The sequence below is a fragment of the Leisingera sp. MMG026 genome (assembly GCF_021654205.1).
Lineage (GTDB): Bacteria > Pseudomonadota > Alphaproteobacteria > Rhodobacterales > Rhodobacteraceae > Leisingera.
The window spans coordinates 80,308-105,181 of sequence record NZ_JAKFZM010000009.1; the positions used below are offsets into that span (position 1 = coordinate 80,308).

At 63.7% G+C, this 24,874-nt stretch carries 14 protein-coding genes; 5 read left to right on the forward strand and 9 right to left on the reverse strand.

The window, feature by feature from the left end:
* Positions 1-9 precede the first annotated feature (9 nt).
* Positions 10-5,451, reverse strand: coding sequence for a PQQ-dependent sugar dehydrogenase (locus L1069_RS06830; protein WP_237455158.1), 5,442 nt, complete (start codon positions 5,449-5,451; stop codon positions 10-12).
* A 204-nt stretch (positions 5,452-5,655) separates the two neighbouring features.
* On the opposite strand from L1069_RS06830, the gene L1069_RS06835 reads away from it, so the two are divergent.
* The 3 genes from L1069_RS06835 (at position 5,656) to L1069_RS06845 (ending at position 10,407) form a co-directional block, all read left to right on the forward strand.
* Positions 5,656-7,371 (forward strand): hypothetical protein, encoded by a 1,716-nt coding sequence (locus tag L1069_RS06835; RefSeq protein ID WP_237455159.1) that lies wholly within the window; start codon positions 5,656-5,658, stop codon positions 7,369-7,371.
* A 70-nt stretch (positions 7,372-7,441) separates the two neighbouring features.
* Positions 7,442-9,097, forward strand: a complete 1,656-nt coding sequence (locus L1069_RS06840; RefSeq protein WP_237455160.1) for a GMC oxidoreductase — start codon at positions 7,442-7,444, stop codon at positions 9,095-9,097.
* A gap of 20 nt (positions 9,098-9,117) precedes the next feature.
* Positions 9,118-10,407, forward strand: a complete 1,290-nt coding sequence (locus tag L1069_RS06845) for an O-antigen ligase family protein (protein ID WP_237455161.1) — start codon at positions 9,118-9,120, stop codon at positions 10,405-10,407.
* Here the strand turns inward: L1069_RS06845 and L1069_RS06850 are convergent.
* The 5 genes from L1069_RS06850 to L1069_RS06870 form a co-directional block, all read right to left on the reverse strand.
* A complete protein-coding gene (locus L1069_RS06850) occupies positions 10,392-13,442 on the reverse strand; it encodes a G8 domain-containing protein (RefSeq protein ID WP_237455162.1) in 3,051 nt (1,016 codons plus the stop codon). The genes L1069_RS06845 and L1069_RS06850 overlap by 16 nt on opposite strands.
* A 621-nt stretch (positions 13,443-14,063) precedes the next feature.
* Positions 14,064-15,350, reverse strand: coding sequence for a glycosyltransferase (locus L1069_RS24255; RefSeq protein ID WP_237455163.1), 1,287 nt, complete (start codon positions 15,348-15,350; stop codon positions 14,064-14,066).
* Positions 15,347-16,309: a glycosyltransferase gene (locus L1069_RS06860; RefSeq protein ID WP_237455164.1), complete on the reverse strand. Its 963-nt coding sequence runs from the start codon at positions 16,307-16,309 to the stop codon at positions 15,347-15,349. Before L1069_RS06860 ends, L1069_RS24255 begins: the two co-directional genes overlap by 4 nt.
* Positions 16,290-17,096: a sulfotransferase family 2 domain-containing protein gene (locus L1069_RS06865; protein ID WP_237455165.1), complete on the reverse strand. Its 807-nt coding sequence runs from the start codon at positions 17,094-17,096 to the stop codon at positions 16,290-16,292. Before L1069_RS06865 ends, L1069_RS06860 begins: the two co-directional genes overlap by 20 nt.
* 37 nt (positions 17,097-17,133) lie before the next feature.
* Positions 17,134-18,039 (reverse strand): glycosyltransferase, encoded by a 906-nt coding sequence (locus L1069_RS06870; RefSeq protein ID WP_237455166.1) that lies wholly within the window; start codon positions 18,037-18,039, stop codon positions 17,134-17,136.
* 290 nt (positions 18,040-18,329) lie between these two features.
* Here L1069_RS06870 and L1069_RS06875 point away from each other — a divergent pair, with 290 nt between their 5' ends.
* Positions 18,330-19,019, forward strand: a complete 690-nt coding sequence (locus L1069_RS06875) for a hypothetical protein (protein ID WP_237455167.1) — start codon at positions 18,330-18,332, stop codon at positions 19,017-19,019.
* On the forward strand, positions 19,003-19,914 hold the full coding sequence (locus L1069_RS06880) for a family 16 glycosylhydrolase (RefSeq protein ID WP_237455168.1): 912 nt from the start codon (positions 19,003-19,005) through the stop codon (positions 19,912-19,914). The genes L1069_RS06875 and L1069_RS06880 overlap by 17 nt, the downstream gene beginning before the upstream one ends.
* A 131-nt stretch (positions 19,915-20,045) precedes the next feature.
* On the opposite strand, the gene L1069_RS06885 is transcribed toward L1069_RS06880, so the two are convergent.
* From L1069_RS06885 to L1069_RS06895, 3 genes are all read right to left on the reverse strand, one after another.
* Entirely contained in the window at positions 20,046-21,272 is a 1,227-nt protein-coding gene (locus L1069_RS06885; RefSeq protein ID WP_237455169.1) for a polysaccharide biosynthesis/export family protein, read from the reverse strand.
* Positions 21,269-23,554 carry an exopolysaccharide transport family protein gene (locus L1069_RS06890; protein ID WP_237455170.1) on the reverse strand — a complete coding sequence of 762 codons (2,286 nt, stop codon included), beginning with the start codon at positions 23,552-23,554 and terminating at the stop codon, positions 21,269-21,271. Before L1069_RS06890 ends, L1069_RS06885 begins: the two co-directional genes overlap by 4 nt.
* Positions 23,555-23,617: 63 nt before the next feature.
* On the reverse strand, positions 23,618-24,619 hold the full coding sequence (locus L1069_RS06895) for a sulfotransferase (RefSeq protein ID WP_237455171.1): 1,002 nt from the start codon (positions 24,617-24,619) through the stop codon (positions 23,618-23,620).
* Between the last annotated feature and the right edge of the window lie 255 nt (positions 24,620-24,874).

Sequence of the window (24,874 nt, forward strand, 5' to 3'; positions counted from 1 at the left end):
CCATGGCCGTCATACAAAGAGGTCCGATTGCAGCTGGTACTCCACGTCTGTCGTGTTCCAGGCCAGCGTGCCATGGGCTTCGCCTGCACCGGTCTCCTCGAAGATGAAGTCAGGATCGTCGAAGCGGTAATAGCGCAGCAGCCCGGCAGAGGCGGGATCGACCACACCGCCGCGGCCGGCATCGATTTCGGCCTGGCTGCGGGCAATATCCCAGAAGCGCACCTCGTCCAGGGCGCCATCCAGCGATTCATTGGCATGAACGCCGCTGGCCAGCCGTTCGACCATCACATCCGAATTGAACACGAAACTGTCCGCTGTATCCAGCACGCCATCGACATAGACATTGAGCACCCCGCTTTCGCGCACCAGCGCGTAGTGGTGCCAGGATCCGTCAGCCGGCGCCTGGAAGGTTGACACCGCCTGGTCGCCGCCGTCCTCAAACGCATAGAGCCGCATGTTGCCGCCGTGGAAGTTCAGATCGTTGGATCCGGCCCCTTGGAAGATACCGGCCCCGAAAATCGCATCGTCCTTGTTGATCGGCCGCCCGGCATCGAAGCTCGCCATGAACTCGATGGTGAAATCGCCGGAGAGCGTGAAATCGGCGATATCAAGCCCGGTCAGGTTCGGTCCGGACACCAGGACACCGTTCTGTGCGGGCGGCGTCGGCGTGTCTGTGACCTCGATGGTCACGGTTGCGGCATTGGACCAGGCGCCCTCATTGTCCTGCACCCGGTAAGTGAAACTGTCGGTGCCCTCGAAATCCGGGTCTGTGGGCGTGTATTCCGCATGGCCGTAGTGCCCCGCAGGCAGGCCGCGCGCCAGCAGCTCGGCCTCGGTGTCCATTATCTCGATGGTGCCGTGGCTTGGCCCGGACAGGATCTCGACCATCTGCATGTTGAGGCTGCCGTCGGGATCGCTGTCATTGTCGAGGATATGAAGGTGGCTGGCCACCGGGTCAAAGCCCACCGGCAGCACCACGCTGTCGTCCACCGCCAGTGGCGGGGTGTTGCCCACATCGATAGAGGTGCCGCTGAACAGGGTTGCTGCCCCCAGCTCGTCGGTGACGGTCAGGGTGACATCATAGAGGCCATCCGCGTTGTAGGTATGGCTGGGCGCGGCGCCGGTTCCGCTGTTGCCGTCGCCGAAGTCCCAGGCATAGCTCAGCGTGTGCCCCTCGGCGTCGGTCACGTCAGAGGCGAAGGTGACCAGATGCGGTGCCGCGGCGGCCATGTCCTCGCCGGGATCCAGCAGAATGCCCGGTCCCTGCGGCGCGGTATTGGGCGTGCCGTCGGCCGAAATCGACAGGCTGATCGACGCCATGTCGGAGTTGGTGCCGTCATCAATTGTATAGGCGATGGCAGTGATGATGCTGCTGCCTGCAGTAAGCCCGGTAAAGACACCGTCGCGGTCGCGGAATTCAATGGTGCCATCCTGCGCCACCCGGAACTGGCCGCCGTTGTCGCCCCAGATCTTGATACGCCCGGTCGAATCCTGGTTGGCGGTGGTTGTCTGCTGGCCGTTTGACTTGTAGCCGTCCAGCTGCACCAGATCGAACGGCGCGCCGCCTTGGCTGATGTCATTATTAAAGGCGTTGGTGCCCAGGGTGATCCAGTTGCCGCCGGCCAGATCGTCCAGAGCCGTTGCCGGGGCATCATCAACCGCATCAAGCGGCGGCGTCGGCGTGTCTGTGACCTCGATGGTCACGGTTGCGGCATTGGACCAGGCGCCCTCATTGTCCTGCACCCGGTAAGTGAAACTGTCGGTGCCCTCGAAATCCGGGTCTGTGGGCGTGTATTCCGCATGGCCGTAGTGCCCCGCAGGCAGGCCGCGCGCCAGCAGCTCGGCCTCGGTGTCCATTATCTCGATGGTGCCGTGGCTTGGCCCGGACAGGATCTCGACCATCTGCATGTTGAGGCTGCCGTCGGGATCGCTGTCATTGTCGAGGATATGAAGGTGGCTGGCCACCGGGTCAAAGCCCACCGGCAGCACCACGCTGTCGTCCACCGCCAGTGGCGGGGTGTTGCCCACATCGATAGAGGTGCCGCTGAACAGGGTTGCTGCCCCCAGCTCGTCGGTGACGGTCAGGGTGACATCATAGAGGCCATCCGCGTTGTAGGTATGGCTGGGCGCGGCGCCGGTTCCGCTGTTGCCGTCGCCGAAGTCCCAGGCATAGCTCAGCGTGTGCCCCTCGGCGTCGGTCACGTCAGAGGCGAAGGTGACCAGATGCGGTGCCGCGGCGGCCATGTCCTCGCCGGGATCCAGCAGAATGCCCGGTCCCTGCGGCGCGGTATTGGGCGTGCCGCCCACGCTGATGTTCAGCGAGATCGGTGCGGTGTCCAGATCGTCGCCATCGCTGATCGAATAGCCGATCGAGGTGATGATGCTGCTGCCTGCGGCAAGGTCCGCGAAAACGCCGTCGCGGTCGCGGAATTCAATGGTGCCGTCCTGCGATACCCGGAACTGGCCGCCATTGTCGCCCCAGACCTTGAGCCGTCCGGATCCGTCGAAATTGCTGGTGGTCTTGGGCTGCCCATTTGTCTTGTACCCGTCAAGGCTGACCACATCGAAGGGGTTGCCGCTGGGGTTGGTGTCATTGGCCAGCGCATTGACCGGCAGGGTGATCCAGCCGCCGCCGGCCAGATCTGCAGTATCGGCGGCCAGATTGTCCTCCACCGCGTCGACCGGGCCGATCGGCGCGCCCTGGCTATAGACCGGCCGCAGAACGGTATCGGTTTCTGGCACGATGAACTCGCGGGTCGCCGTGGTGATGCTGGGATCATCCTCCCAATGGGAGAAATCCCATTGGAAACCGGCATCCTGATAGCTTTGCTGCACGCCGATGGTATGGCGGAAGCCGACGATGTTGTCATAGACGAGATCACCCTGGAAGGCGACGCTGTCGATGGTGAAGGTGAAACCGGCAATATCCGGATTGTCGAAGGTGGTGATCGATTCCTCGGGGCGGATCTGCACCGATTCCGTGGTGCTGAGCCCGTCGCTGTCGATCGCCGTCAGGAAAATCTCAAAGCCGACGTCGCCGAAATAGTCGTGGCCGGTATCGGGAATGTCAAAACTGATGCCGCCCGGCACGTTTTCGATCCCGGCAAACTCGGGGTGCGAATGCTCGTTGTGGTTCAGCACCATGGACCAGTAGACATCCGGTCCCGACAAAGCCCCGTCCTGGGTATCAAAGGCGCTGCCGGTCAGGGTGATGGTGTCGCCGGCCCGGAAGCTGGTGGCCGCGTCCGGGGTATCGATGGTGACTGTTGGCGCTTCGCCCACGGTGATGGTCTGAGCGTTGTAGACAGTCTGGGCACCGTGTTCGTCCGTGACCACCAGCTCGACGACATAGCTGCCCTCGGAAGTGTAGGTATAGGTCGGTGCGCGTTCGGTCGAGGTGGCAGTGTCGCCGACCCCGTCGCCATCAAAATCGATGCCGTCGCCGAACGACCAGGTGTACGTCAGCGCGTCGCCGTCCGGGTCAAAGGCATCGGTGTCAAACGTCACCGTATGCGGCGCGGTCAGATTGCTCTCTTCGCCGGGATCCAGCAGGATGCCGGTGCCTCCCGGCGCCTGATTATCGGCGGAAAATTCGATCCGGTTCACCGCGCCTTCAAAGGTGAACAGCGTGCCGGTCGAGAAAGTTGTGATGTAATAAAGCGCGCCATCCGGCCCTTCGGCGAAGGTCAGCACCTGGCCGGTGGCATTCTTGAAGTGATTGTCTGACACAACCACCGGCTCGCCGCTGGAATAATCGACTTCAAGATAGCGGATCCAGTTGCGCACCCAGTCGCCGTAGAAATAGGCGCCCTGGTATTCATCCGGCAGCAGCGACCCGCGGTAGACGATCCCGCCTGAGACCGACGCGCCGGCATCGCCGAACTGCGGCAGCTGATCCTGGCCCGGACCGGAGGCATGAAAGTAGGAAAAGATCGGGCTGCCCGGGTCGTCCGGGTCGGGCAGGTAACCTTCAAAATCCGGCCAGCCGTGGTCGGCGCCGGGTGCGGCGATGTGGATATCTTCCGAGGCGCCGCGGAAATTGCCGCCGACCTCGCCGATCCAGAGCGTGTTGCTGGGCTGGTCGTATTCCGCCCGGAACGGGTTGCGCAGGCCGTGGCTGTAGATCGTGGTGATCACGCCTTCGGGATCAATCGCCAGGTTCTCCGGGCTCGTCGAGATGGCTGACAGCGTGTTCACCGACGGCGTGTAGCTGGCGGCTGCGGCCGCATCGTAGTAGGGGTTGTCCGTGGGCACCGACCCGTCGGTCAGGTTGATCCGGTGCACCTTGCCATCGTCATGGGTCAGATCCTGGGCGTTCTCGGCATGAAATTCCTCGCCGATGGTAATGTACATCTTGTAGGGGCTGGGATCGCCGGGCCCTGTCGGTTCATAGGCGATCGCCAGGCCGCCGCCCTGGTGGTCCTCGCCGGAATAGGTGTCATGCTCGCGCCACAGCACTTGTTCACTGGCCGGGTCGGCACGGCTGGCCGCGCCGCCGGTGTTTTCCTGATGGGTGAAGCGTGACACGGTTGTGCGCTGTTCCTGCTCGTTGGAATAGAACAGGTAGATATTGCCGTTGGTTTCGAACTCCGGATCGACCTTGATGTTCAGCAGGCCGGCTTCCCGGTCGTTCAGAACCTGCGACGAGAGATCCATATAGACCGCCGAGGCGCTGTTGGCGGTTGTCGGATCCTCGATGATGCGGACGATGCCATCCTTCTGAGCGACGAGCAGCCGCCCGTCCGGCAGGAAAGCCATGCCGGTCGGCAGCTGCAGGCCGGACACCACCTGGGTATCGATCAGGTTCCCCGCATCGCCGATGTTCACATCAAAGACTGTATCGTCGTTGACAATCGCGGTGCCCGCCGGCGGGTGCAATGTGTGCCCGGTTTCCGCATTGCCGGTCGCATCCACAATGTGGTCGGGATCGTCATCGAACCGGTAATAGCGTTCCAGCCCGGCAGGTCCGCCGCCGGTCATGTCGATGGTGCGGGCGGCAAACTCCTGGATTTCCTCAGAGCTGCGGGCAGTCGACCAGATGCGCAGCTCATCCATCCGCCCGTCCAACGCCCCGGCGACGCTGGAGGCAAATTCTTCAATCGTGAAGGTTGCAGTGTACTCATGGAAAGAAGTCGCGTCATTCACCCCGTTGAGGTAGAGCCGGACGAAGTCATTTTCGCGGACAAAGGCCACATGGTTCCATTCGCCTGCGTTCAACTTTTCGGCACCGGTCACGACATCGCCTTCGGCGGAGTCGAACAGTCGCGGCAGCCCCTGGTGGAAATTAATGTCCTGCCCGTTGGCGGCATTGCCCGAGGACACCGCGCCGTCCGCCTTGCTGACAAGCTCAAGCGGATCGAAGAAAATATTGAATTCAATCGTGAAATCCCCGGAAAGCGATATGTCTTGAATATCGATCCCCTGGGCGTTTGTTTCTAAAACATAAGACACTAGTTTACCCTCAACAGACACCAGACGCACAGCGGCCGCAACAACCGGACAGGTTAAAGACCCTGCTTCTGCTGCGGAAATGGTAGAGGGCCGGTAATGGAAATCAAGGCCGGTGCCGTTTCCGCATTCCGGGAAATGCTACGGTTTACAAAGGCATCTGGGTGCCAAGTGATTTGAGACAGTTTTGTAAGGCCTGGATACGATATGACCGATTTTTCTGCTCCTGAACCGCCGCACGCCCGCCGCCCTGCAACCGCAGGGCAACGCGGCCGGAGAGGCCGCCTGACCGACCTCCTGGCTGCCGCCGCGGTGGTGGCAGTGATGGCGCTCCTGTCCTGGATCCTGGCCGGGGCGCCGGGCACAAACGGCATCGATGATGCGGCGATCACCCGCTCCTATTCCGAGAACATCGCAAACGGGCATGGCTTTGTGTACAACATCGGCGGCGAGCGGGTGGAGGGGGCGACCTCCTTCCTGTGGACCCTCATTCTGGCCGTTCCCTATCTGGGCGGCGGCAACCCCGAGGCTGCGATCCTGCTGGTTGCGGCAGGATTCACCGTGGCCGCGGTCTGGTTCAGCCTGCGCATCGCCCGCCGCGCGGGTGGCGGCCCTGGCAGCCCGGAGGGCACAACGGCGGCGGTGCTGTCGGCGCTGGCCTTATGCGGGTTGCCGTCCTTTTTCATCTGGTCGGTCTGGTCAATGATGGAGATCGCGCTGTGGACGGCGCTGATCCTGCTGCTGCTCGACCGGCTGTCGCAGCTGGCCGAAGGGGCGGCACCGCCGCACATGGATCTGCCGCTGCTGCTGGCGGCGGCCGCCTTACCGCTGACCCGCCCCGAAGGCATCGCGGTTGCCGCTGGCCTGGGGCTGCTGGCGATTGTCCTGCGCCCGGCGGCCTGGCGCCCGGCAGGGCTTGCTGTTGTTGCGGCCATCACGGGGTTTGCGGTGCTGACGCTGGGGCGGATGGCCTATTTCGGGTTTCCCTTTCCCAATACCTATTACGCCAAGGTCTCTGCGGACCGGCTGCAGAATATCCTCGACGGGGCCAAGTATTTCATCAGCTTCCTGACCGGGCAGCCCTTTGCCGAGGTGCTGGTGCCGGCCTGGCTGCTGCTGGCCGCGGTCAGCATCATTGGCCTGATCCGGCGCCCTGCCCCCGGCCAGCGCACCAGGGTCCTGGCGGCGGCGGCGGTGTTCGGCATTCTGTTTTCCTATGTGATGCTGGGCGGCGATCATTTTGCGCTCTGGCGGTTTTACCAGCCGGTGATGCCGATCCTGGCGCTGCCGCTGGTGCTGGGCGGGCTGGCGCTGCTGCGGGCTTTGCAGCCGGTTCGGCGCGCCACGGCCCTCGGTCTGGGCCTGGCGGCGCTGCTGGTTTGGAGTGCGGTCAATGCTATTGCCTACCGGCAAGAGCGGTTCCGCATTGCTCGCGAATTCACCCTGTCGGCCCGCGGCGAGGTGTTTGGAACCTATATGAACGGCTTTTCCCCGCGGCCCAGCATGGGGGTTGTTGCCGCAGGCGGCATTGCGCTGACCTACGGCGGGGAGCTGCGCGACCTGATGGGGCTGAACTGGGTCGAAATGGCCCATGCCAATCCCATCAAGATCGGCTTCCGCAACCATGCGAGCTTTGACGCGGATACCTTCTGGAAGCATCCGCTGGACCTCCTGCCGCAATTCCACAAGCCTGGCTGCCAGCGGGAGAATTGGACCGAGGCGGCGCGTGCCTCCGACACCGGCGTGAAGCAGCTGTTTGTGCAGCCGCGGTTTCAGGCCGAATATACTCCGGTGGTGCTGGAGATGGGCGGGGGCCGCTGCACCAACGCCTTTGCTGCGAACCGCTGGCTGGCACAGGTGGACAGCGGCAGGATCATCCGGGCCGGCTGGGACGCTGTCACGTTAACCGGCAGCAAAAGGTAGACGTTTTCGTGGCCGGGTCCGGTATTGCGCTCTAGTCTCTATAGCAGAACACCAAGGGGAACAGTACACAGTGCCATTGGTAACATTTCAAACCGCGCTTGAACGGCGCTATGATGCCTGCATCGTTGGCTCCGGGCCGGCCGGGCTTGCGGTTGCGCTGCCGCTGGCCGAGGCCGGGCAGACCGTTCTGGTGCTGGAGGCCGGCGGCCATGCGCCCAGCCCCGGGCCCGGGGCCGTGTTCGAATATCCCGGCACCCATATGGATCCTGCTGAGACGCATTGCCAGGGGCTTGGAGGCACGACGTCCCTGTGGGGCGGGCGGATTCTGCCTCTTGTGCAGCACGACCTTGAGATGGCGGGCTGGCCGCTGCCGTTCAGCGATCTGGCGACCTATTTCAGCGCCGCGACCGCTTTTCTTGGCGGTTATGCGCCGGCGGTCCCTTTCTTGCGGCCCGGTGCGGCGGGGGATTTCGATCTGAACGCGACAGAAGTACTGGCCGATTCCGGCTCGCTCATGCGTTGGCACCAGGCCCGTATCGATGCCCCGGGGGGCCCTGATGTGGTGCTGCAGGCCAATGCGGTGGGTCTCGAGTTCGGGACTGGTGCCGATGGCCGCCCCCGCTGCGCCGGTGTCCGGGTCCGGCAGCAGGACGGGGCGCCGGCAGCCAGCATCCGGGCCGGGACAACGGTTCTGGCCCAGGGCGGGATCGAAACCGCCCGGCTGCTGCTGGCCGCGCAGGCGCGGCACCGGGCCGAGCTGGGCCACCTGGCGGCACTGGGGCAGTATTATGCCGGGCATTTGACCGGCAGCATTGCCAGTATTGTCTTTCCGTCCCGGGCCGATGTGCGTGCCTACGGCTGGCGGCGGCAGGGCGCACAGGGGCTCAGCCGGCGGGTGTTCCGCAGCACGCCCCAGGCCATGGCGGACGGGGTCAATATGTTCTTCTGGGCCCGCAACTGGCCCGCGGCCAATGCCGGGCACGGTTCAGGCATTCTCTCGGCAAAGCACCTGCTTGCGCGGCTGCGCGGGCGCAGGGTGCGCGATCCCTCGCTGCCGGGACCCAAACCCCCTGAACGGCTGGAACCAAGTCCGGTTCTGCCGCATCTGCGCAATCTGGCTGCAGACGCCGGGCCCAGCCTGCGTGCCCTGCCCGGAATGATCAGCGCCCGCTGCGACCGCAGGCGGGAGGTGGTCGATCATTTGATCCCGAATGGCGCAAACCGGTACAAGCTGAGTTATCACGCGGAACAGGACTCCCAGGCCGGAAACCGTATCGAGCTTGCCGGCCCTGTGCAGCCGGACACTTTGCCCGGGGTCCGTATCCACTTCAATTTCTCGCAGGCTGATGTGGACCGTGTCGTCCGCGGCCACGAGATGCTATCGGCGGCGTTTGCCGCCTCCGGCCTGGCCAGGCTGCAGCATGACATGGCTCCCGAAGACCAGGTCCGGGCCATCCGCGCCAGTGCCAGGGATGGCTATCATCAGACGGGGATGGCACGGATGGGGCTGGACCCGCGCGACAGCGTTGTTGACGGAAATTGCCGGGTGCATGGCGTGCAGGGCCTGTACCTGGCAGGCTCGGCGGTCTTTCGCAGCAGCGGCGCACCGCAGCCAACGCATTCCATCGCGGCCTTCTCTATGCGGCTGGCACACCATTTGGTATCGGTCCATGCCGGGCACCATGCCGCGGCTGGGAGCGGTTGCTCTGCACCGGCAGCCCAATGACCACAGGGGTGCAAGCCGCAATGAGCTCGGCCCCGGCCCGGCCTGTGGAACTGGCCTTGGCCGTGCTGTGGTTCCTGGTCACCTTCACCGTCTTTCAGAGAGATGAGTATATCCTTTATCCGCTGGCGCTCTACTTTTCCTACGCGGTCTGGCGCGATCGCCGGGCCACGGTGCCGATCCTGGCGGGCAGCTGGCCGCTGCTGCTGCTGCCCGCCTGGGCGATGTTGTCATCGCCGCTGGGCGTGGTGCCGGGAGAGGCGTTGCGCACGGGTGTCCAGATGGTGCTGTCCGGGCTGATCTGTGTGCTTTTTGCAGCCTGGATGAGCCCGCGCCGGATTGTCCTGGCCACCTTCTTTGCGACCGGCATCTGCGGGGTGCTGAGCGTTGTCTTCACCTCTTATCAGGATGGCGCGATGACCGGCGTCTTCCCGCATAAAAACATGCTGGGGGCAAAGATGCTGCTGCTGTGGGCGGCGGCGCTCTGCGTGGCTTTCGACCCCTGGTTCCGGCTGTGGCTGCGGTTTACCGCCCTGGTGCTGGCGGCGCTGGCCTTTGTGCTGATCCTGCGCAGCCATTCGGCCACGGCGCTGGTGCTGAGCCTTGCCATCATCACGATGATCGGCGGCTTCGGCTTTTTTGCCGGCGCCGGAGACCGCACGCCTGCCGACCGGATCGCCACCGGGCTGATCACTGCGGGGGTGCTGGCCATTGCCCTGCCGGTGCTGCTGAGCGGGCCTGACTCCCTTGCTGATCTGTTCTTCGACCGGCTGGGCAAGAGCCGCACACTCACCGGGCGCACCCAGTTATGGGCCTATGCCGAGGATGTTATCCGGGAGCATCCGGTGACCGGATACGGCGGCGGCGGCTTCTGGCGGTATCAGGAGAACGACCTGGTCCGGCAGATTTTTGCGGCGTTCCACAAAAGCCCGAACCAGGTCTTTTCCTTCCACAACTCATTTTATGAAAACACCGTGCATTTCGGCCTGATCGGGCTGGGTTTGACGGTGTTCATGCTGGTCTGGGCGCTGGCCCGCCTGGCTGCCCAGCTGCTGCGCCGCGGCGGCATGCCGTTCATTTTCTTTCTGACGGTGGCGATGGTCGAACTGATCCGCGCCATGGTCGAAAGCGAGCTGATGCGGCCCTTTGTGCTGGCCCATATGCTGATCTGGATCGGCGCCTGCTACCTGGCCAAGCACCGGTTTGGCAGCAGGCATGGCACCGGGCAGGGCCCGGTGCAGCGACGGCCAGCCCCTTCGGGGCCGGCCGTCGCCTTTCATGCTGCGGATGCGGCGGTTCAGAACAGATCGTAGACGCCGGTCTCTGCCGCAAACCAGCTGACGTCTTCACGCTTGTGCCAGGTTTCATTATCCGCGGATTTCTCTTCCTGGGCAAAGATCGAGATACCGTTGCTGTCAAAATCGCGCAGACGCAACGCAGCAGGGTCCTGGCCATTGGTTGACGTCATGGAGGCGAGGAATGCCAGCTCATCGAACGCGTCCGGATCGACATCCACCTGCGAGGCTTTGCGTTTCACGCCGGTCATGTTCCCGGCTTGCAAGCCTTCGCCTTCGCCCACTTCCATTGCCATCACATAGACGGTCTCCGGTGCGAAGGCACCGCCGCTGTTATCCTGCTGCCGCTGCAGCGAGATTTCGACGGAATCGTTGCCGGACACCTCGTTGCGGACGGTGATCGCTTCGGAGGCGTTATGGCTGCCGATCTGGGTGAAGACAGCGATTTCACCGTCAAAACCGGAGAAATCTACGGTGGCCTTGCCGTTTTTGTCCGTTTTCACCTGCACCGCAGTGACCTGGCGCCCGTCTTCCAGCTCGTAGGTGCCGCTCGACATGGCAACCCAGCTCACCGATTCCGCCGCGTGCTTGCCGTTGAGATAATCCCATTCCTCGATCTGCATTTTGAACCCGTCGTCGGTTGCCGCCTTGACCCGGGCAAAGGCCGGAGCCCCGCCGTTCGATGTCAGCGGCCCCATGATCACCACCGGATTGTCGATGTCTTCGGCAAACTCGGTGCTGAACCAGTTGTTGCGGGATCCTTGATTGAAGGTTGCGGTGCCGACCTGCAGCACGGCTTCAGCATCGCCGCCTGTATCCGGATCCGGGTCCGGAGTCGGTTTCGGATCCGGGGTGCCGCCGCCGGTGTCCGTGCCGCCGGCTTCGGTATAGCCGTCGAAAATCTCAACCTTGCTGGACGGCAGCTTGAAATCGGAGATCTCATACTGCTTCAGGAACTCGTCGGTATAGCCTTCCAGCTTGATGTCGATGCGGTAGGAAAAATGCTCGGCGGTGACGCGGTCAGTGATCCAGATCGCAACCGGCATGGTCCAGCCGCCGTCGCCGTCGCGCATCGCGCCATGCAGGGCGAGCAGATCTTCCGGGTCGGGCTGGCCGAGAAGGGTGTCGTTTGTATTGATCCCGTCCTGATCTGCTGTCGGAACCTTCGACCATATGTTCGACGCCAGCCGCAGTTCTCCGGCATTGTCGGTGATGGTGCCGGAAATCAGCAGGTCCTTGTCGCGCGGGCCCAGAGTGAGGTCGGCATTTGCATCCAGCTTCAGCACTGGTTTCGCCAGGGTTTCAAACGACGACGCGTCCGCTGATACCAGCCGCTCGTCACCATAGTTGCTGCTGTCGATTTTCTTGCCGACGTTTTTGAACGTATTGCCGATGTAAACACCGTCATTGTTCACGCCGGTATCATAAATCGCCGTTTTGAAGCCGTCAAAATGAGAGTTGATGATCGACGTGCTTTCGTGCTTGGACGGCATGACGATGGCCTTGCCTGCACCGTCGTCGTCAGCAATGAACAGGCCATCGCGAATGACATATTCGCCGGTATAACTGAAGACGTCGAAAACCTTGTCGACTTCCCAGGCTGTCATGCGGATCATGTCACTGCGCAGATCGGTGGTGGTGGCCATGTCCTGACGGTGGCCGGTGTCGATCATCGTCTCCACCGCAATTGCAGTGTTGTCATGGAAACCGGTGATGGCTGGCTCTTCGTTGTTCAGGACGTCCTTGAACGGCATCGGGTCGAACTGCAGCGCATCACGGTCGGGGTTGTCGACGCTGGTTTCGGCAGCGCGGAACATCCATGCGGTATTGGCGTTTGCGGCAATGTTATCGTGCTGGACTATTTGCCGGGCCTGGTTTTCATAAGCCACGCCGCTGTGGCCGAAATCCGCTTTATGCTCATCGCGCGCAATCGAGAAATCCTCGCCCGCGCCGGGAATGCCGGTGACAAAGTTGCCGATCCACTGGCCGGTCTCATCGCCGTCTTCCGACACGATGCCGGCGCCTGCGATGTCATGCACAAAATTGAAATCAACAGCCGCATGGCTGGAATGCTGCACAATGCCCCAGCCCGGGGAGCCATGCACCGCGTTGCCGTTCAGCACCGCCATCTGGCTGCCGGCCTCGGTGCCGGTCTCGTGCAGGTGCAGCGGGTAGCGCGCGGCGACATTGGTGCCGACATCCAGCGGCAGCGATTTGTCGGTGCGGCCCAGCTCGCTGAATTCGGCGTATTGGACCACGGCGTCGGGCGTGTGCATCATCATCACATGCCCGCGCACCCCTTCGGGGTTCTCGGAGGAGAACACAACGTTGCGGGTCTCGTTGCCGACAAAAATGTCCAGATCATAGCCCGGCGGGGTTGTATGATCGTAACTCAGCGCCTTGTCCAGGGTGATTTCAACGCCCGTCGAGGTCTCTTTGATCGCCACGATTTCCCGGCTTTCATCCTGGAACTTGCCCTGCTGGGTGCCCATCACGACAAGCGTGTCGCCGACCTGCCAGCCGTCGGTGTTGGCTTCAAAATTCAGGGTCTTGGTGCCGGCCTTTGCGTTGCCGTCCAGCGCTGAATAGGAATATTTTGTGGCGCCATGGATTTCGACCTTGCCCTGGGCAATCAGGCCGTGGCTCAGCAGGTCAGGATCAATCTTGGTGTCGATCGCTCCGTCGGCAAAAACGATCGAGGTGTTCACATCCGCCTCAACCGGCTTATCCGCGGTGCCGATGGTCAGATGCGAGTTCAGGCCGGTGACGAATGTCTCGACCCGGATATGGGTGTCCTGATCGGTGGCGAAATCAAGCCCGCCGTCGACGCGGACCCATTCCAGCCGGGCGTTGGATGTGGAGTTGTACTCGACAGACACGCCTTCCGGTACGTGGACTTTTGCGTCTGTTCCCGGGACCTTACCGTTTTTCCAGGTTGACGGGTCGTTCCAATTGCCGGATTGTATTGCGACGTGGGTTGCATCCGCGGGATTCGTAAACGGCATGGTCATATCATGATGGGACATCATGGTGTCGTGGGTCATTGAATTCATCGAACTGGATCTCCGGATTGCCAGATCAGGCGCGTCTTAGCGGTCTGGCAGATGATTATGTTTTGCGGATGCCGTGAGAAAGGAATGTTGACGTTGCTTTAACGGCATCTTCAGGGCATGTTCTTTGGCCGCCGCGCTGCTGCGCGACTGACCGCTTTCCCCCCCCTGCCTGCCTCCGGAGACGCAGGCCGTGTCTTTCACCAGCCCTGCTGACCTAGGGGAGCAGGGCGCAAAAAAACAGATGCCTCAAGGCGTTGTGCTTGAGGCAGGATCCCGGGGCTCAAAATTGCCGCCCGGTAACCATTGATATGATGCGCGGCTATGCCACGCGCAAAGCGCGGAAGCGCTGCGCTTGAACTGCATCGATGTGTCCCTCGTTATCCGAATTTTTTGCGAACCTGCCCCAACTCGCCGCCCATTTCCAGCGTGTTCAAATAGGAATTCGAAGTTTGCTCCCGCATGGGCAATAATCCGAGCGCGGGCAGCGGGCGTGCCGGCGAAATTATGCCGAACCATTCGCGTCATGGTATTTCAGAGCGCACGTTAATGCTGTGTTAACCAAATGGAAAAACCATTCCGGAATACGGAGTGTTCGGGGAGAAATGTTTTGTTTCAGGTATTTCAAACATCCTGGCAAAATGAATCGCCTGCCTGGCTGTCAAGGATGTCTGCCAGCTCCGGATTACGGAGTTGCGAAATTGCCGATGCGGAAGCCATTGACAGCTTTTCGCGCTCCGAATCGTTGCGCAGCAGGGCACAGACCGTGGCGGCATAGTCGGCATCCGAGTCGGAAACGGCCACGAAGCCGTCCAGCGTGCCGCCAAAAGCGTCCAATGTCCCGGGTGTCACCGCCACCGGCATACCCAATGAAAGGTAGTCCACCACCTTGATCGGGATGCCGCTGCCGGTCTTCATCGGCGCCAGCCCGACCGCTTGCGGCCCGCCAAGGGCGGCCAGATCGTCCACCGGCCCAAGCAGCACCAGCCCTTCGGCCTGCGCCTCCCGGGCGGAAACCGTGGCTGCGATTGACCCTGCGATCCACAGCTTTGCATCGGGAAGCCCGGCGCGCACCTTTGGCCAGACGTGCCGGCGCAGGAAGCCAAGCGCTTCGGTGTTGCCGCCGTGAACAGAGCCGAGAAACAGCCCGTGCGGCTCTGTGCCGGGCTCTGCGCGGGGGCGGACGGCCTGTGCCGCGGGCGGCATCCATTCGTGCCGGGCGCCGGGCAGCAGCGGCCGCAAGCGGTCGCGTTCGATGCAGCTGGCATGGATCAGGAGGTCCGCCGCCCGGCAGCGCTGCGCCTCTTCGGCCAGGGTGATCACCGAATGGTCGGGCTGCAGCCCCTGCGCGGCAAAGTTTTCGGCCCGCAGCGAAAACAGATCATGCAGGAACACAACACGCATGCGCGCCTCCAGCTGGTCCAGCAGCGGGCCGAGGCTGCTGTATTCCACGGTCAGCACCTCGGCGTCAGCTCTCCGCGCGCGCGCCATCACCTCCTCGGATTCCCGCGGCGGCAGCTCAACGCCAAGCAGGCTCGGATAGGGGCTGCCGCCCTGCCCGCTCAACCGCCGCCACCCTTCCGCGGCGGCCCTGCGGGCCATGCGCAGCCAGACCGCCGGCGACAGCGAAATCCGGGTTCTGCCGATGCGCAGCGCCTGCGCCCAGTCGATCTGATCCGCAAGATCCGCAATGCCGGGGTCGAGACGGGCCCAGGCCAGGTTGCCGAAGGACCGCCGCGGCGCAAAGACAATCCGGGTCGACAGCCCGGCGTCCCGGCACAGTTGCAGATAGACCTTCAGATAGGTGTTGCTGCCTGAGCGCGCGCCATCCAGCCGCCGCGCGACGATCAGGGTTGCGGGCCGTTTGCCCTCTGTCCTGCCGCCTGCCCTGTTCCCTGCTCCGCCGGTCACCCGCGCGCACCGATGCGTTTGCGCAGGGCCTCAGCCAGATGCCCGGTCACCCGCCCCAGGGCGCCAGGATGGCGCGCCAGGCGGGCCGCCGCCGCGCCAGGGTGCCTGGCTTTCAGGTTGGCCAGGACTTCCTCGGTGGTGATCAGGTTCTGCAGGTTGCGCCGCCGGGCGGCCAGCGGCCTGGCCGCCGCAGCGTGCTGGGCCGGGGAAAACCGGGCTGCCACCGCCTTGTCCGCGGCCAGCAGGGCGCGCATGTGATCTCCCTGCGCCCGGCGCGACACAGACCCTGCGCGGCGGGTATAGCGGTAGCCGGTCTCGCCGGTGAAATAGAGCCGCGCCCCGGCCGCAAGCGCTTCGAGGATCAGGTGGAAATCCTCGCCGTTGCGCAGGCTTTCATTATAGCGCAGGCCGTTTTGCAACAGAAAGCGGCGCGACAGCAGCGGCTTTGCATATCCAAAGCTCAGCTGCGCGCGGGCCATGTCGTTCAGACGCAGCCAATCGGCCAGATCCAGAACCCCCGCAGGGCGCTGCACTGCCAGCCCTGGTCCGGGCAGGGTCTGGCCAGCGGCATCCACCGAGATAAAATCATCGATCACGATATCCGCGTCCTGCTGCTGCGCATGGGCATGCATCCGCGCCAGGCGGCCGGGCCGAAAGCTGTCATCGCTGTCCAGCACCGCGATCCAATCATCCTCTGCCGCCGCAAAGGCCAGGTTGCGGGCGCCGCCGGGCCCCAGGTTGACCGGGCTGCGGACCAATGACACCCGCCTGTCATTCGCCGCGATGCGGGCCACCGTCCCGGCAGTGCCATCGCGCGAGGCATCATCCGCCACAATGACGCTGACGGCAGCTTGGTCCTGGGCCAGAGCCGACTGAACCGCGGCGGTGATGCAAGCGTCAGCGTCATGGGCGGCAATGGCCACGGTGATCCTTGGCAGTTCAGGCTGAGCATGCGGCATTGCTGACTGTCCCGATGATATCATAGTCCATGGCATAAAGTTTCCGCAGCCGGGCTGCCACTCCGACGGGCAGCAGGCTTGCGTTATCGGGCATGCAGCCCTCGCGGGCGTAAATTTCCCGCAGCTCTTGCACCGGCCGGTCGGCGGCATCGGACACCGGCTGCAGCGGCACGTCGGAGGTCCGGTTGACCGGTTGCAGAAAATACTGGTCTGCCAGTTCTGGCCCGATCACCCGGCACATGCCGGCATGAAGATTCTGCACCGGTATGGCGTCGGTATAGCAGACCCGCTGCAGATGCATCCGCTGCGGCAGCACATGGCGGTCAAGTTGGGCAAACCGGCGCCCCAGATAACCTTCGATGAAACTGCGGAAGGTTGCGGCTTCTGGCGGCTGGCCGGCAATCCGGGTGTAGCTTGCACTGATATCAGAGGCGCCGGTCTGTGCGATGAATTTGTTGCGGAACATCGACAGCGTTCGCTCGGACGGGTCGCGGTAGGCAAAGATCAGATGGTCGCAGGCGGCCAGCGCGCCGGGCGCCAGGCGGTGATACTGGCGGATAAAGTCGATCGGGTGCTGATCCTGGCGCTTCAGCGCCCGATGCGGGGAGCACTCGATAAACATCTTCTTGAAGCTGGAGCAGGCATTCTTGCGGATATAGCAATATCCGATCATCCGGCCGCCGATTTCCAGGCCGAAATGGTTCCGCCCGATGCCGCGCACCGCGTCAAACCGCTGCTGCAGCCTGCCCAGGCCGGCCTTGTCCATGGCGGTGCGGTTGTCGAACATCCTCTTTACCTTGAGCTGGGATGCATGCGCGCCGGCATCATCGCGGGTATTCCTGCATGCGGGCTCCGAACAGGCCTGAAAGAACGCCGGCAGCCCGGGCAAACAGGGCGATGCCATTGGCAAAACCGCGCTTGCCCTTGAAGGTTGAACTGGCAAGCCAGCCAAACCCCACCACGAGCATACCTGCGCCGCGCACCAGGCAATAAGCCATCGAGCGCCCCCGCGAGCGGCGCAGCAGCATGGTCAGCGCCCGGGTGTTGCCAAACCGGAACTGGCGGCTGACCGCCCACCGCCAGGACAGCCGGTACGGCGGCTGTATTTCGCAGACCCAGGCATTTTGCGCATAAGCGCCAAGGCCGCCCGCCCGCACCACATCCTGAAAGAACATCGTATCCTCGCCGCCGGTGAAGCTGAGCCGTTCGTCGAACCGGCAGCCGTGCCGGGCGGTAAAGCCAAGGTCCAGCAGCACGTTGTTGGTCCAGCTTTCCGTCCTTTTGCTGCCATCCGCATACTGCCGCTGCTTGAAAAACAGCGTCTGCAGCCACCAGGCATCGCTGGCATCATCGACCAGCATCTGCACCGGACCCTGCACAAAAGCGGCGCCAGTGCGTTCAGCCACACCCACCAGCTCGGTCAGCCACGATGGTGTCACTGTCTCGTCGTCGTCCACAAAAGCAAAGAACCCTTCGCTCCCGGCTTCCGTCAGCCCGCGGTTGCGCGCCATCGGGATCCCCGGCCGGGGCTCGTGCACATAGCGGCAGGGCCAGGGGAAATCGCGGGTTTCCCGTTTAAACACCTCCTGCGAGGAGGGGGTGTCATCATTGTCCACGATGAGAAAAGTCAGCTCCATGTCGCGGCGCACGTCAAGCGTGCGATAGGAGCGCAAGAGTGCGGTGAGCTCGTCAGGACGCCGGAACGTGCACGCACAAACGAAAATCTTCAAAGACACACTCCGAAAGGGTACTCTTTAACAATCCGGTCAAGGCCGGCACTCATGGGCTGCAGGAAAATTATGCACAAGTGATCAGGCTGTTGCAAGACGCAATGCCCTGCCGGAGGGTGCTGGAAAACTGCGCCCGGCATCGACCAGCCGCCACATCAGCGCGGTTGCCGGGACCGCAGGGATGCCGTCCCGGTTTGCAGAAAAAACTCGCCGAACCGGCCTGCGGCCATATTATTTGATAGGTCGAGGTGCTGCACGGCACGGGTGGTTTTGTTCTTAGGTAATCGTAAATGATCGTTTCGCATCGTCACAAGCTTATTTTTGTGAAGACGCTGAAGTCTGCAGGAACAAGTATCGAACTGGAGCTGGCCCGGCATTGCGGGCCGGATGATATCGTGACGCCGATCTTCCCGGGTATCCCCGGGCACAAGCCGCGCAACTGGCGGGGCTGGTTTGCGCCCTGGCGCGGGGTGCGCAGGTCCGGCGATCTGCGCAAGAACGTTCTGGAATGCCTGCGGCGCGACCGGATCTACAACCATATCCCGGCCCGTTTTGCCCGTGCCCGTCTGCCGGCGCGGATCTGGGACAGCTACCTGAAGGTCTGCGTCGAGCGGAACCCCTGGGACAAGACGCTGTCGCATTTTCACATGTTCCGCAATGCCGCCTGGCACCGCCATCACGATCCGGAGCTGACGCTGGACCGCTATCTGGAGAACCGCATCTTCTGCCATAATGCGCCGTTTTATTGCGACACCAAAGGCAAGCCGCTTGTCGACCGGGTGCTGCGCTATGACCGTCTCGATGCGGAGCTTGCCGGTCTCTTTGCCGAAATAGGGGTGCCGTTTGAAGGGCTGCCGCAGGCAAAATCCACCCTGCGCCCGGACAAGCGGCCCTACCGCGAGGTCTTCGCCCCGCAGCAAATCCGCATCATTGCCGATGCATTCGAACATGAAATTTCCTTACATGGATGGGAGTATTGACGTGGCTGCCATAACGACTCGGGGCGGACCTTCTGTCCGTCTCAAAAAGAGTATTCTCACTTCAGCAGCGCTTGGGCTGTCCTGCCTGCTGATGACGGGGGCTGCTGCCGGCCAGATAGAAGGCAAAACGGCAGGGGTGCCGTTCCGGACGGTGTTTCCGATCAGCGGCCCCGGAGCCAACTGGTGGCGGGCCGAGTATGACCACCCGGCCGGCTGGTTTCAAACCGCCTGGCGCAAGGAGGCGGTTGAGTTCGGCGCAGCGGGCGCGCGGATGCACCTCGCGCCTTCGGACCCGGCAGACCGCGTGGACGGCAAGGAGATGAAGACGGATAACGGATCGCTGCTGAAAGCCGGAAAAACCTCAAAGGAGTTTGTCAGCGGACAGGTGCAGCGGCGCAACTGGTACGGTTACGGCCGCTATGAGGTGGTGATGCAGGCGGCGGCCGGCAAAGGGCTGATCTCAGCCTTCTACCTCTATACCGGCCCGCATTTCGGCCACAGCCACGAGGAAATCAATATCGAGATCCTCGGCAAGGACACCGCCAGGGCGCATTTCAACCGGTTCCGCGATGGCGCGCCGCTGGAGCAGCCGCCCTGGGTTGATCTGGGTTTTGACGCTGCAGCCGCGCCGCGCCTTTATACAATCGACTGGTCCCAGGACGCCATCATTTGGTCCGCGGGCGGCACCGAGCTGTTCCGCCTGACAGGGGCGGAGCATGTGCCGCGGCCGCCGATGAAGATCTACTTCGAGCTTTGGGCCGGCAGTGAGAAGCAGGCCCATTGGTCGGGTATTGCGCCCAAGGACACCCATGCCTCGGCGCTGGTGCAATGCGCCTCCTACACGCCGCCCGAAGGCGGCACACCGTCTTGCAGTGAGTTGATGACAACGGAATAGAGCCTGAAACCGGGCTCGCAGCGCAGATTCAGGAGCGGCGCCTCAGGGGGGGCAACCGATGCACCGCCCCGGCGGCATTCCGGACGCCAGGGTTTCTGAGAAATTCACTCGGGGAGTTCACTGGGGCAGGATCACTGAGTGGTGAGTGTGAAATCCAGCGATACCTCAAAGACGTCGCCCGGCCGGATTGCATCATCAGGCCCTACCGTGATCACCTCAACCCCGTCCGCAGTGCTGCGGCGGACTTTCATGCCGACGCTCAGCGGCAGATCCCCCAGCGCAGAGCCTTGCGAGGCCGCCAGCCCCAGGAACATCGCCTCGCGCTTGGTTTCCAGCTCGATCTTGCGGCGGGTGTCCTGCAACTGGGCGACCACCTCGTGGCGGCGGTTGTCCACCGCCTGCAGCAGGTCGCGCCGGGTTTCGCCGATCCGCTGGCGGGCGCGGAAGATCGCGGTGTTCAGGTCCAGTTCCTCGGCGTTGAGATTGGCCAGGATGCGTTCGGCATCCACCAGACGGCTGGCAACCACGGCGCCGCGATCCACCAGGCCGCGCAGTTTATCGGCCTGGTCGCGGGCAATCTCAACCTGCCGCCGCTGCCCCTCCAGCTTGCCGTTCAGCGCCTCAAGCTCGGTATGGTACAGCGCGATCAGCGCCTCGTTCGATTCAATGGTGCGGACCTGCGATTCACCCCGGATATCAAAGATTGCGGTTTCTTCGGTCAGGATCCGTGCAACAGCCTCCGGGCCGTCGGGATGGCGCAGGTCTTGCGGAAAGGCGATCCTCTCCGCGCCTGCCTGCTCGGCCATAAGCCGGGCCTGCCGCGCCCGCATCCGCACCAGCTCCACCTGGGTTCCGCGCAGCGAATTCACCAGCCGGTATTCGGTACCTTCGCCCGGCAACTGGCTGCGGCTGCGGTAAAGCCCGCCGGCCAGCGCCAGTGCCTTGCTGGCAGTCAGCCCGGGACGCCAGGCATAGGCGCCGGGCGCGGCGGCATCGCCGCTGACATAAAACGGCCGGTAGGCCAGGATCTGCATAGAGACCGCGGGCGGCTGGTACAGGCCTGCCGCGGCCTGCAGCCTTGCCGCGATTTCTGCGGCAAGGTCCTCGGCGGTGGCGCCGCCGGCGGCAATGCTTCCGGCAATGGGGATTGCCAGGCTGCCATCCGGCGCCACGGTATAGTTTCCGGCCAGCGCCTCCATCGATTGATAAGAGGCGCTCTCGTCGTTCCAGGCAACCACCCGCAGCGACACGGTGTCCTCGGGGCCAAGCCGGTAAGGGGCTGCGGCAGCTCCGGCTGCGGCCAGCAGGGTCAGCAGCAGCCAGGCCAGGGTTGCGGCAGATCGCAGGGTCTGCATCATGTCTGTTTCCACCATGGTTTGACGGTTTTCATAAATCCGGGATACTCGTATTTCCGCTCGGCGCGGCGTTTGACCCCGGTCATCACCGCATAGATGTTCTGCGCCCGCAGATCGCGGAGCCGCTCAATGCAGGTTTCCACGGTTTGCTGGGCTGTGGCGTTCCACCGCGAGGCCACCACCAGGGCATCCGCATGGCGCAGGAAGCTTGACACGTTGCCCAGCGACAGCACCGGCGTGGTATTGATCAGAACATAGTCGTATTTGTCTGCCAGGCTGGTCACCGCGGTTTCGATCCAGCGGTCCGGCAGGCAGTCCAGACCGGTCCGGGCGGTCTCGGCAACCGACAGGAACCAATAGCCCGCCGGGGAGCGGACAACCCCGCCCGGAACCGGCCCCGCAGCCTCTGTGTCCCCGGCAGCCGGGGAGGGCGCGCGGTTTGCCTTGGCACTGTCCTGTGCCGCATCGACCAGGATGACAGACTGGCCGCGCGCGGCCAGCGCATGCGCCACCAGCGCTGCGGTCAGGGCCTTGCCTTCGCCCGGCAGCGCCGAGGTAAAAACGATAGTGCCGCGGCCGCGGTCGGCGGCGCCGGACAGGAACAGCGCCAGTTTGCGCCCCTCTTCGACCAGGGTGCGTTCCGCTGCAGGCAGCTGTGCGCCGCTGCCCAGGCGGCCAAGCAGCTGTGCCGCCCGTTTTTTGCGCAGATGCGAAAGGCTGCCGATGACCGGCAGGCCGGTCGCCTGGCGCAAGGCGCGGGTGGTCTTGATGCTGTTGCTGGTCAGCTCAAGCAGCAGCGCCGCTCCCAGTCCGATGGCCAGCCCTGCCACACCCGCGATGGCCAGCCGCAGCAGCGACCTTGGCGCACTGGGGGTCTGCGGGACTTCGGCAAAGGACAGCAGCCGCACCGACGGCTGCTGCAGCGCTTTCAGCTGCGCCGATTCCGTGGCCACCTTGAGGAATTCCTCATAGGCGATCCGGTTGGCATCGGCGATGCGGCGCAGCTTGGCCAGTTCGACCATATTGCGCGAGCGGGCGTTGACCAGCTGTTCCAGCCCCGTCAGTTTCTCTTCGATCGAGGCCACCACAGCAGAGGCAATGCTGGCCCGGGTCTGATATTCCGCGACGATGCGGGTAGTCTCCAGCGCCGCTTCTTCCTTGACCCGTGCAATCACCGCATCCAGCGCCGCCACCTGCGGCGCATCGGCGCCAAACTGCCCGGCCGCGCGGCTGCGCTCAATCCGGTGGCCGGACAGCTGCAGGCGCAGGCCGTTCAAAATCGGTGAATCCAGCACCTGCGAGGCTGCGGCGGGGCCATCGGCCGCCACCAGTTCCAGCACCTGGAGACGCTGTGCTTCGACGGTCACGATTTCGGTCCTTGCCTCGATCAGCGCCCGGCCCAGGTTCTCGATCTGCCGGTTCAGCCGGTCGGCATTGTCCTGGTTGACGCCTGCGACGCGGGTCTGGAAGTCCACCACCGCGGTTTCGGCCTCTTCCAGGTTATGCCCCAGCTCTTCAACGCGGCCGCTCAGCAGCTGCACCTGTTCTTCGATGGCCTGGCTGCGCAGGCCAAGGCTGAAGCGCGGGTATTCGGCGGCCACTGCATTGGCGATGGCGGCTGCAAACAGCGGATCCGCCGCCTCGGCCGACAGGCTGATGCCATAGCCGTTGCCGCTCTGTTCAATCTGCAGCAAGGCAGCCAGGCGGTCGGCGGCGGGACCGTATTGCAGCATGTCTCCGGCCAGGATCTGCGCCGTGGCCTCGGTGTCCGCGGCAGTTTGCGGCAGCGGCACACTGGCTGCCGAGGGCTTGCCGGCGGCGCCTGCCGCAGATTTGGAGCGGATCAGCCCGGATACGAACCGCTTGACCGAACCCAGCACGCGCAGCGGCAGCGCCGGCGGCCCGCCGGCCTCCAGCATCGGCGAGTTTTCATCGACGCCCAAACGCTTCACCACCTCGATCATGAACGCCTTGGAGCGCATCGTCGCAATTTCCTGCTCGACCACCTGGCGGCTCAGCGGCACGCCGGTCAGCAGGTCGGCAATCGGGGTGCTGTTCTGCCGCGGATCCACCAGGGTCACCTCGGCGGTGGCGGTATAACGCGGCTGGATCTGCATCAGCATCACCCCGTTCACCACCACCACGGCCAGAAAGATCAGCCCGATCAGCAGCCAGCGGCGCCAGAAAAACAGATAGATATCGGACAGTTTGACCGCACCGTCGCGCGGCGTGGCATCAAGCGGATCATCCGCCATGAAACTGAAAACCCCGCTGCGCCGGTTCAATGGCCCGGTCCTCCGTTGCCCGGCTCTGCGCCCGGGCGCACTGCTGGTGTTCCATGTCTCATTTCAGCACCTCATCCCTGGCCAGATTGACGGCAGATCGCGGTCCAGCAGCGTTGAGAGACCCGCATTGCGGGCCGACAGATGCTGTTCCAGATAGGCCTGTGTGGCGGCGGCCATCGGCGGCGGCCGCCCGGCGGTCATGAAGCGCGGGCTGACATGCGCGAACCACCAGTAATGCAGTTTATTCTCCACCCGCCGGGCCAGCGTGGCGGAACCGCCCATATGCTGCCGGTAGCGGCCGCGCACCAGATGCCGCCCGATCCGGTTCGCCATCCGGTGCAAGGCCGGGCGCGCGGGATATCTGGTGCGGTTGAACCAGGCCCGCTCGGGGTCGACCCGCATCGGATCGGCCCCCAGAAAATGCGTCACCCCGTCAACGCAGCCCTGAATATCGGCGCGGAAGTCCTCGAACAGGCAGACATGCACCCGGTCCCGGCCAAGCGCGCTGATAAAGCGCTGCAGGCCGGCCGCATAGCCCGATCCCAGCAGGATATGGGGATAGCGCAGGATCGCGGTCTCAAAACTCTCGGCGGCGCGGGACGTCTTGATCAGGTGCCAGTACTGCGAATAGGCGCGCTGCACCGGATGGCGCAGCATAAACACCAGCCTGGCATCGGGCAGCTGCGCCGCGATCCGCCGGGCCGCCAGTTCCGACATCAGATAGGTGGTCGAATCCTCACCCACCAGCCCGCCCGGTGCCGGGCGGGGAAAGCGGCCTGCATACCAGTCCTGATTGGCCTGCGCCCCGGGCCGCGGATCCCACCATTGCAGCGCACCGCCCTGCACGCTCAGGAAATCGGGATGCGCAATCGGGTCGTCGGCATCAAAGAAATGCACCTCATCCTGCGGCAGCGAAATCGCCGGGTGCTGATCGAGGATGAAATGCAGCGATGTGGTGCCGCATTTCGGCGCCCCGCCGATGATGAAATCGGGACCCCGGCGGGTACCGGGCCCGGCATCAAAACGGACCGGCGTTTCGTCGGGATGCGGAACAATTTTATTCACCGGAACCGGTACCTCAAACTAAGCCTGAATATCCGCGTGGCAGAGAACGCGTTGCGGCGGCAGGAAAATGCGACTGCATAGAAGACTAGGGCAACACGAGAGGTCGGCAACGCTATTGCGGCCGGCCTGTGGTCTGCGCGCCGCAGATTGGACTGTTCCGGCTCCCTGCGCGCATCGCTCCCGGCATCGGTGGCAGGCTTGCGGCGCGATTGGACATCGCCTGTGGACAAATCGCCGGCCGGGCCGGATAGTGAA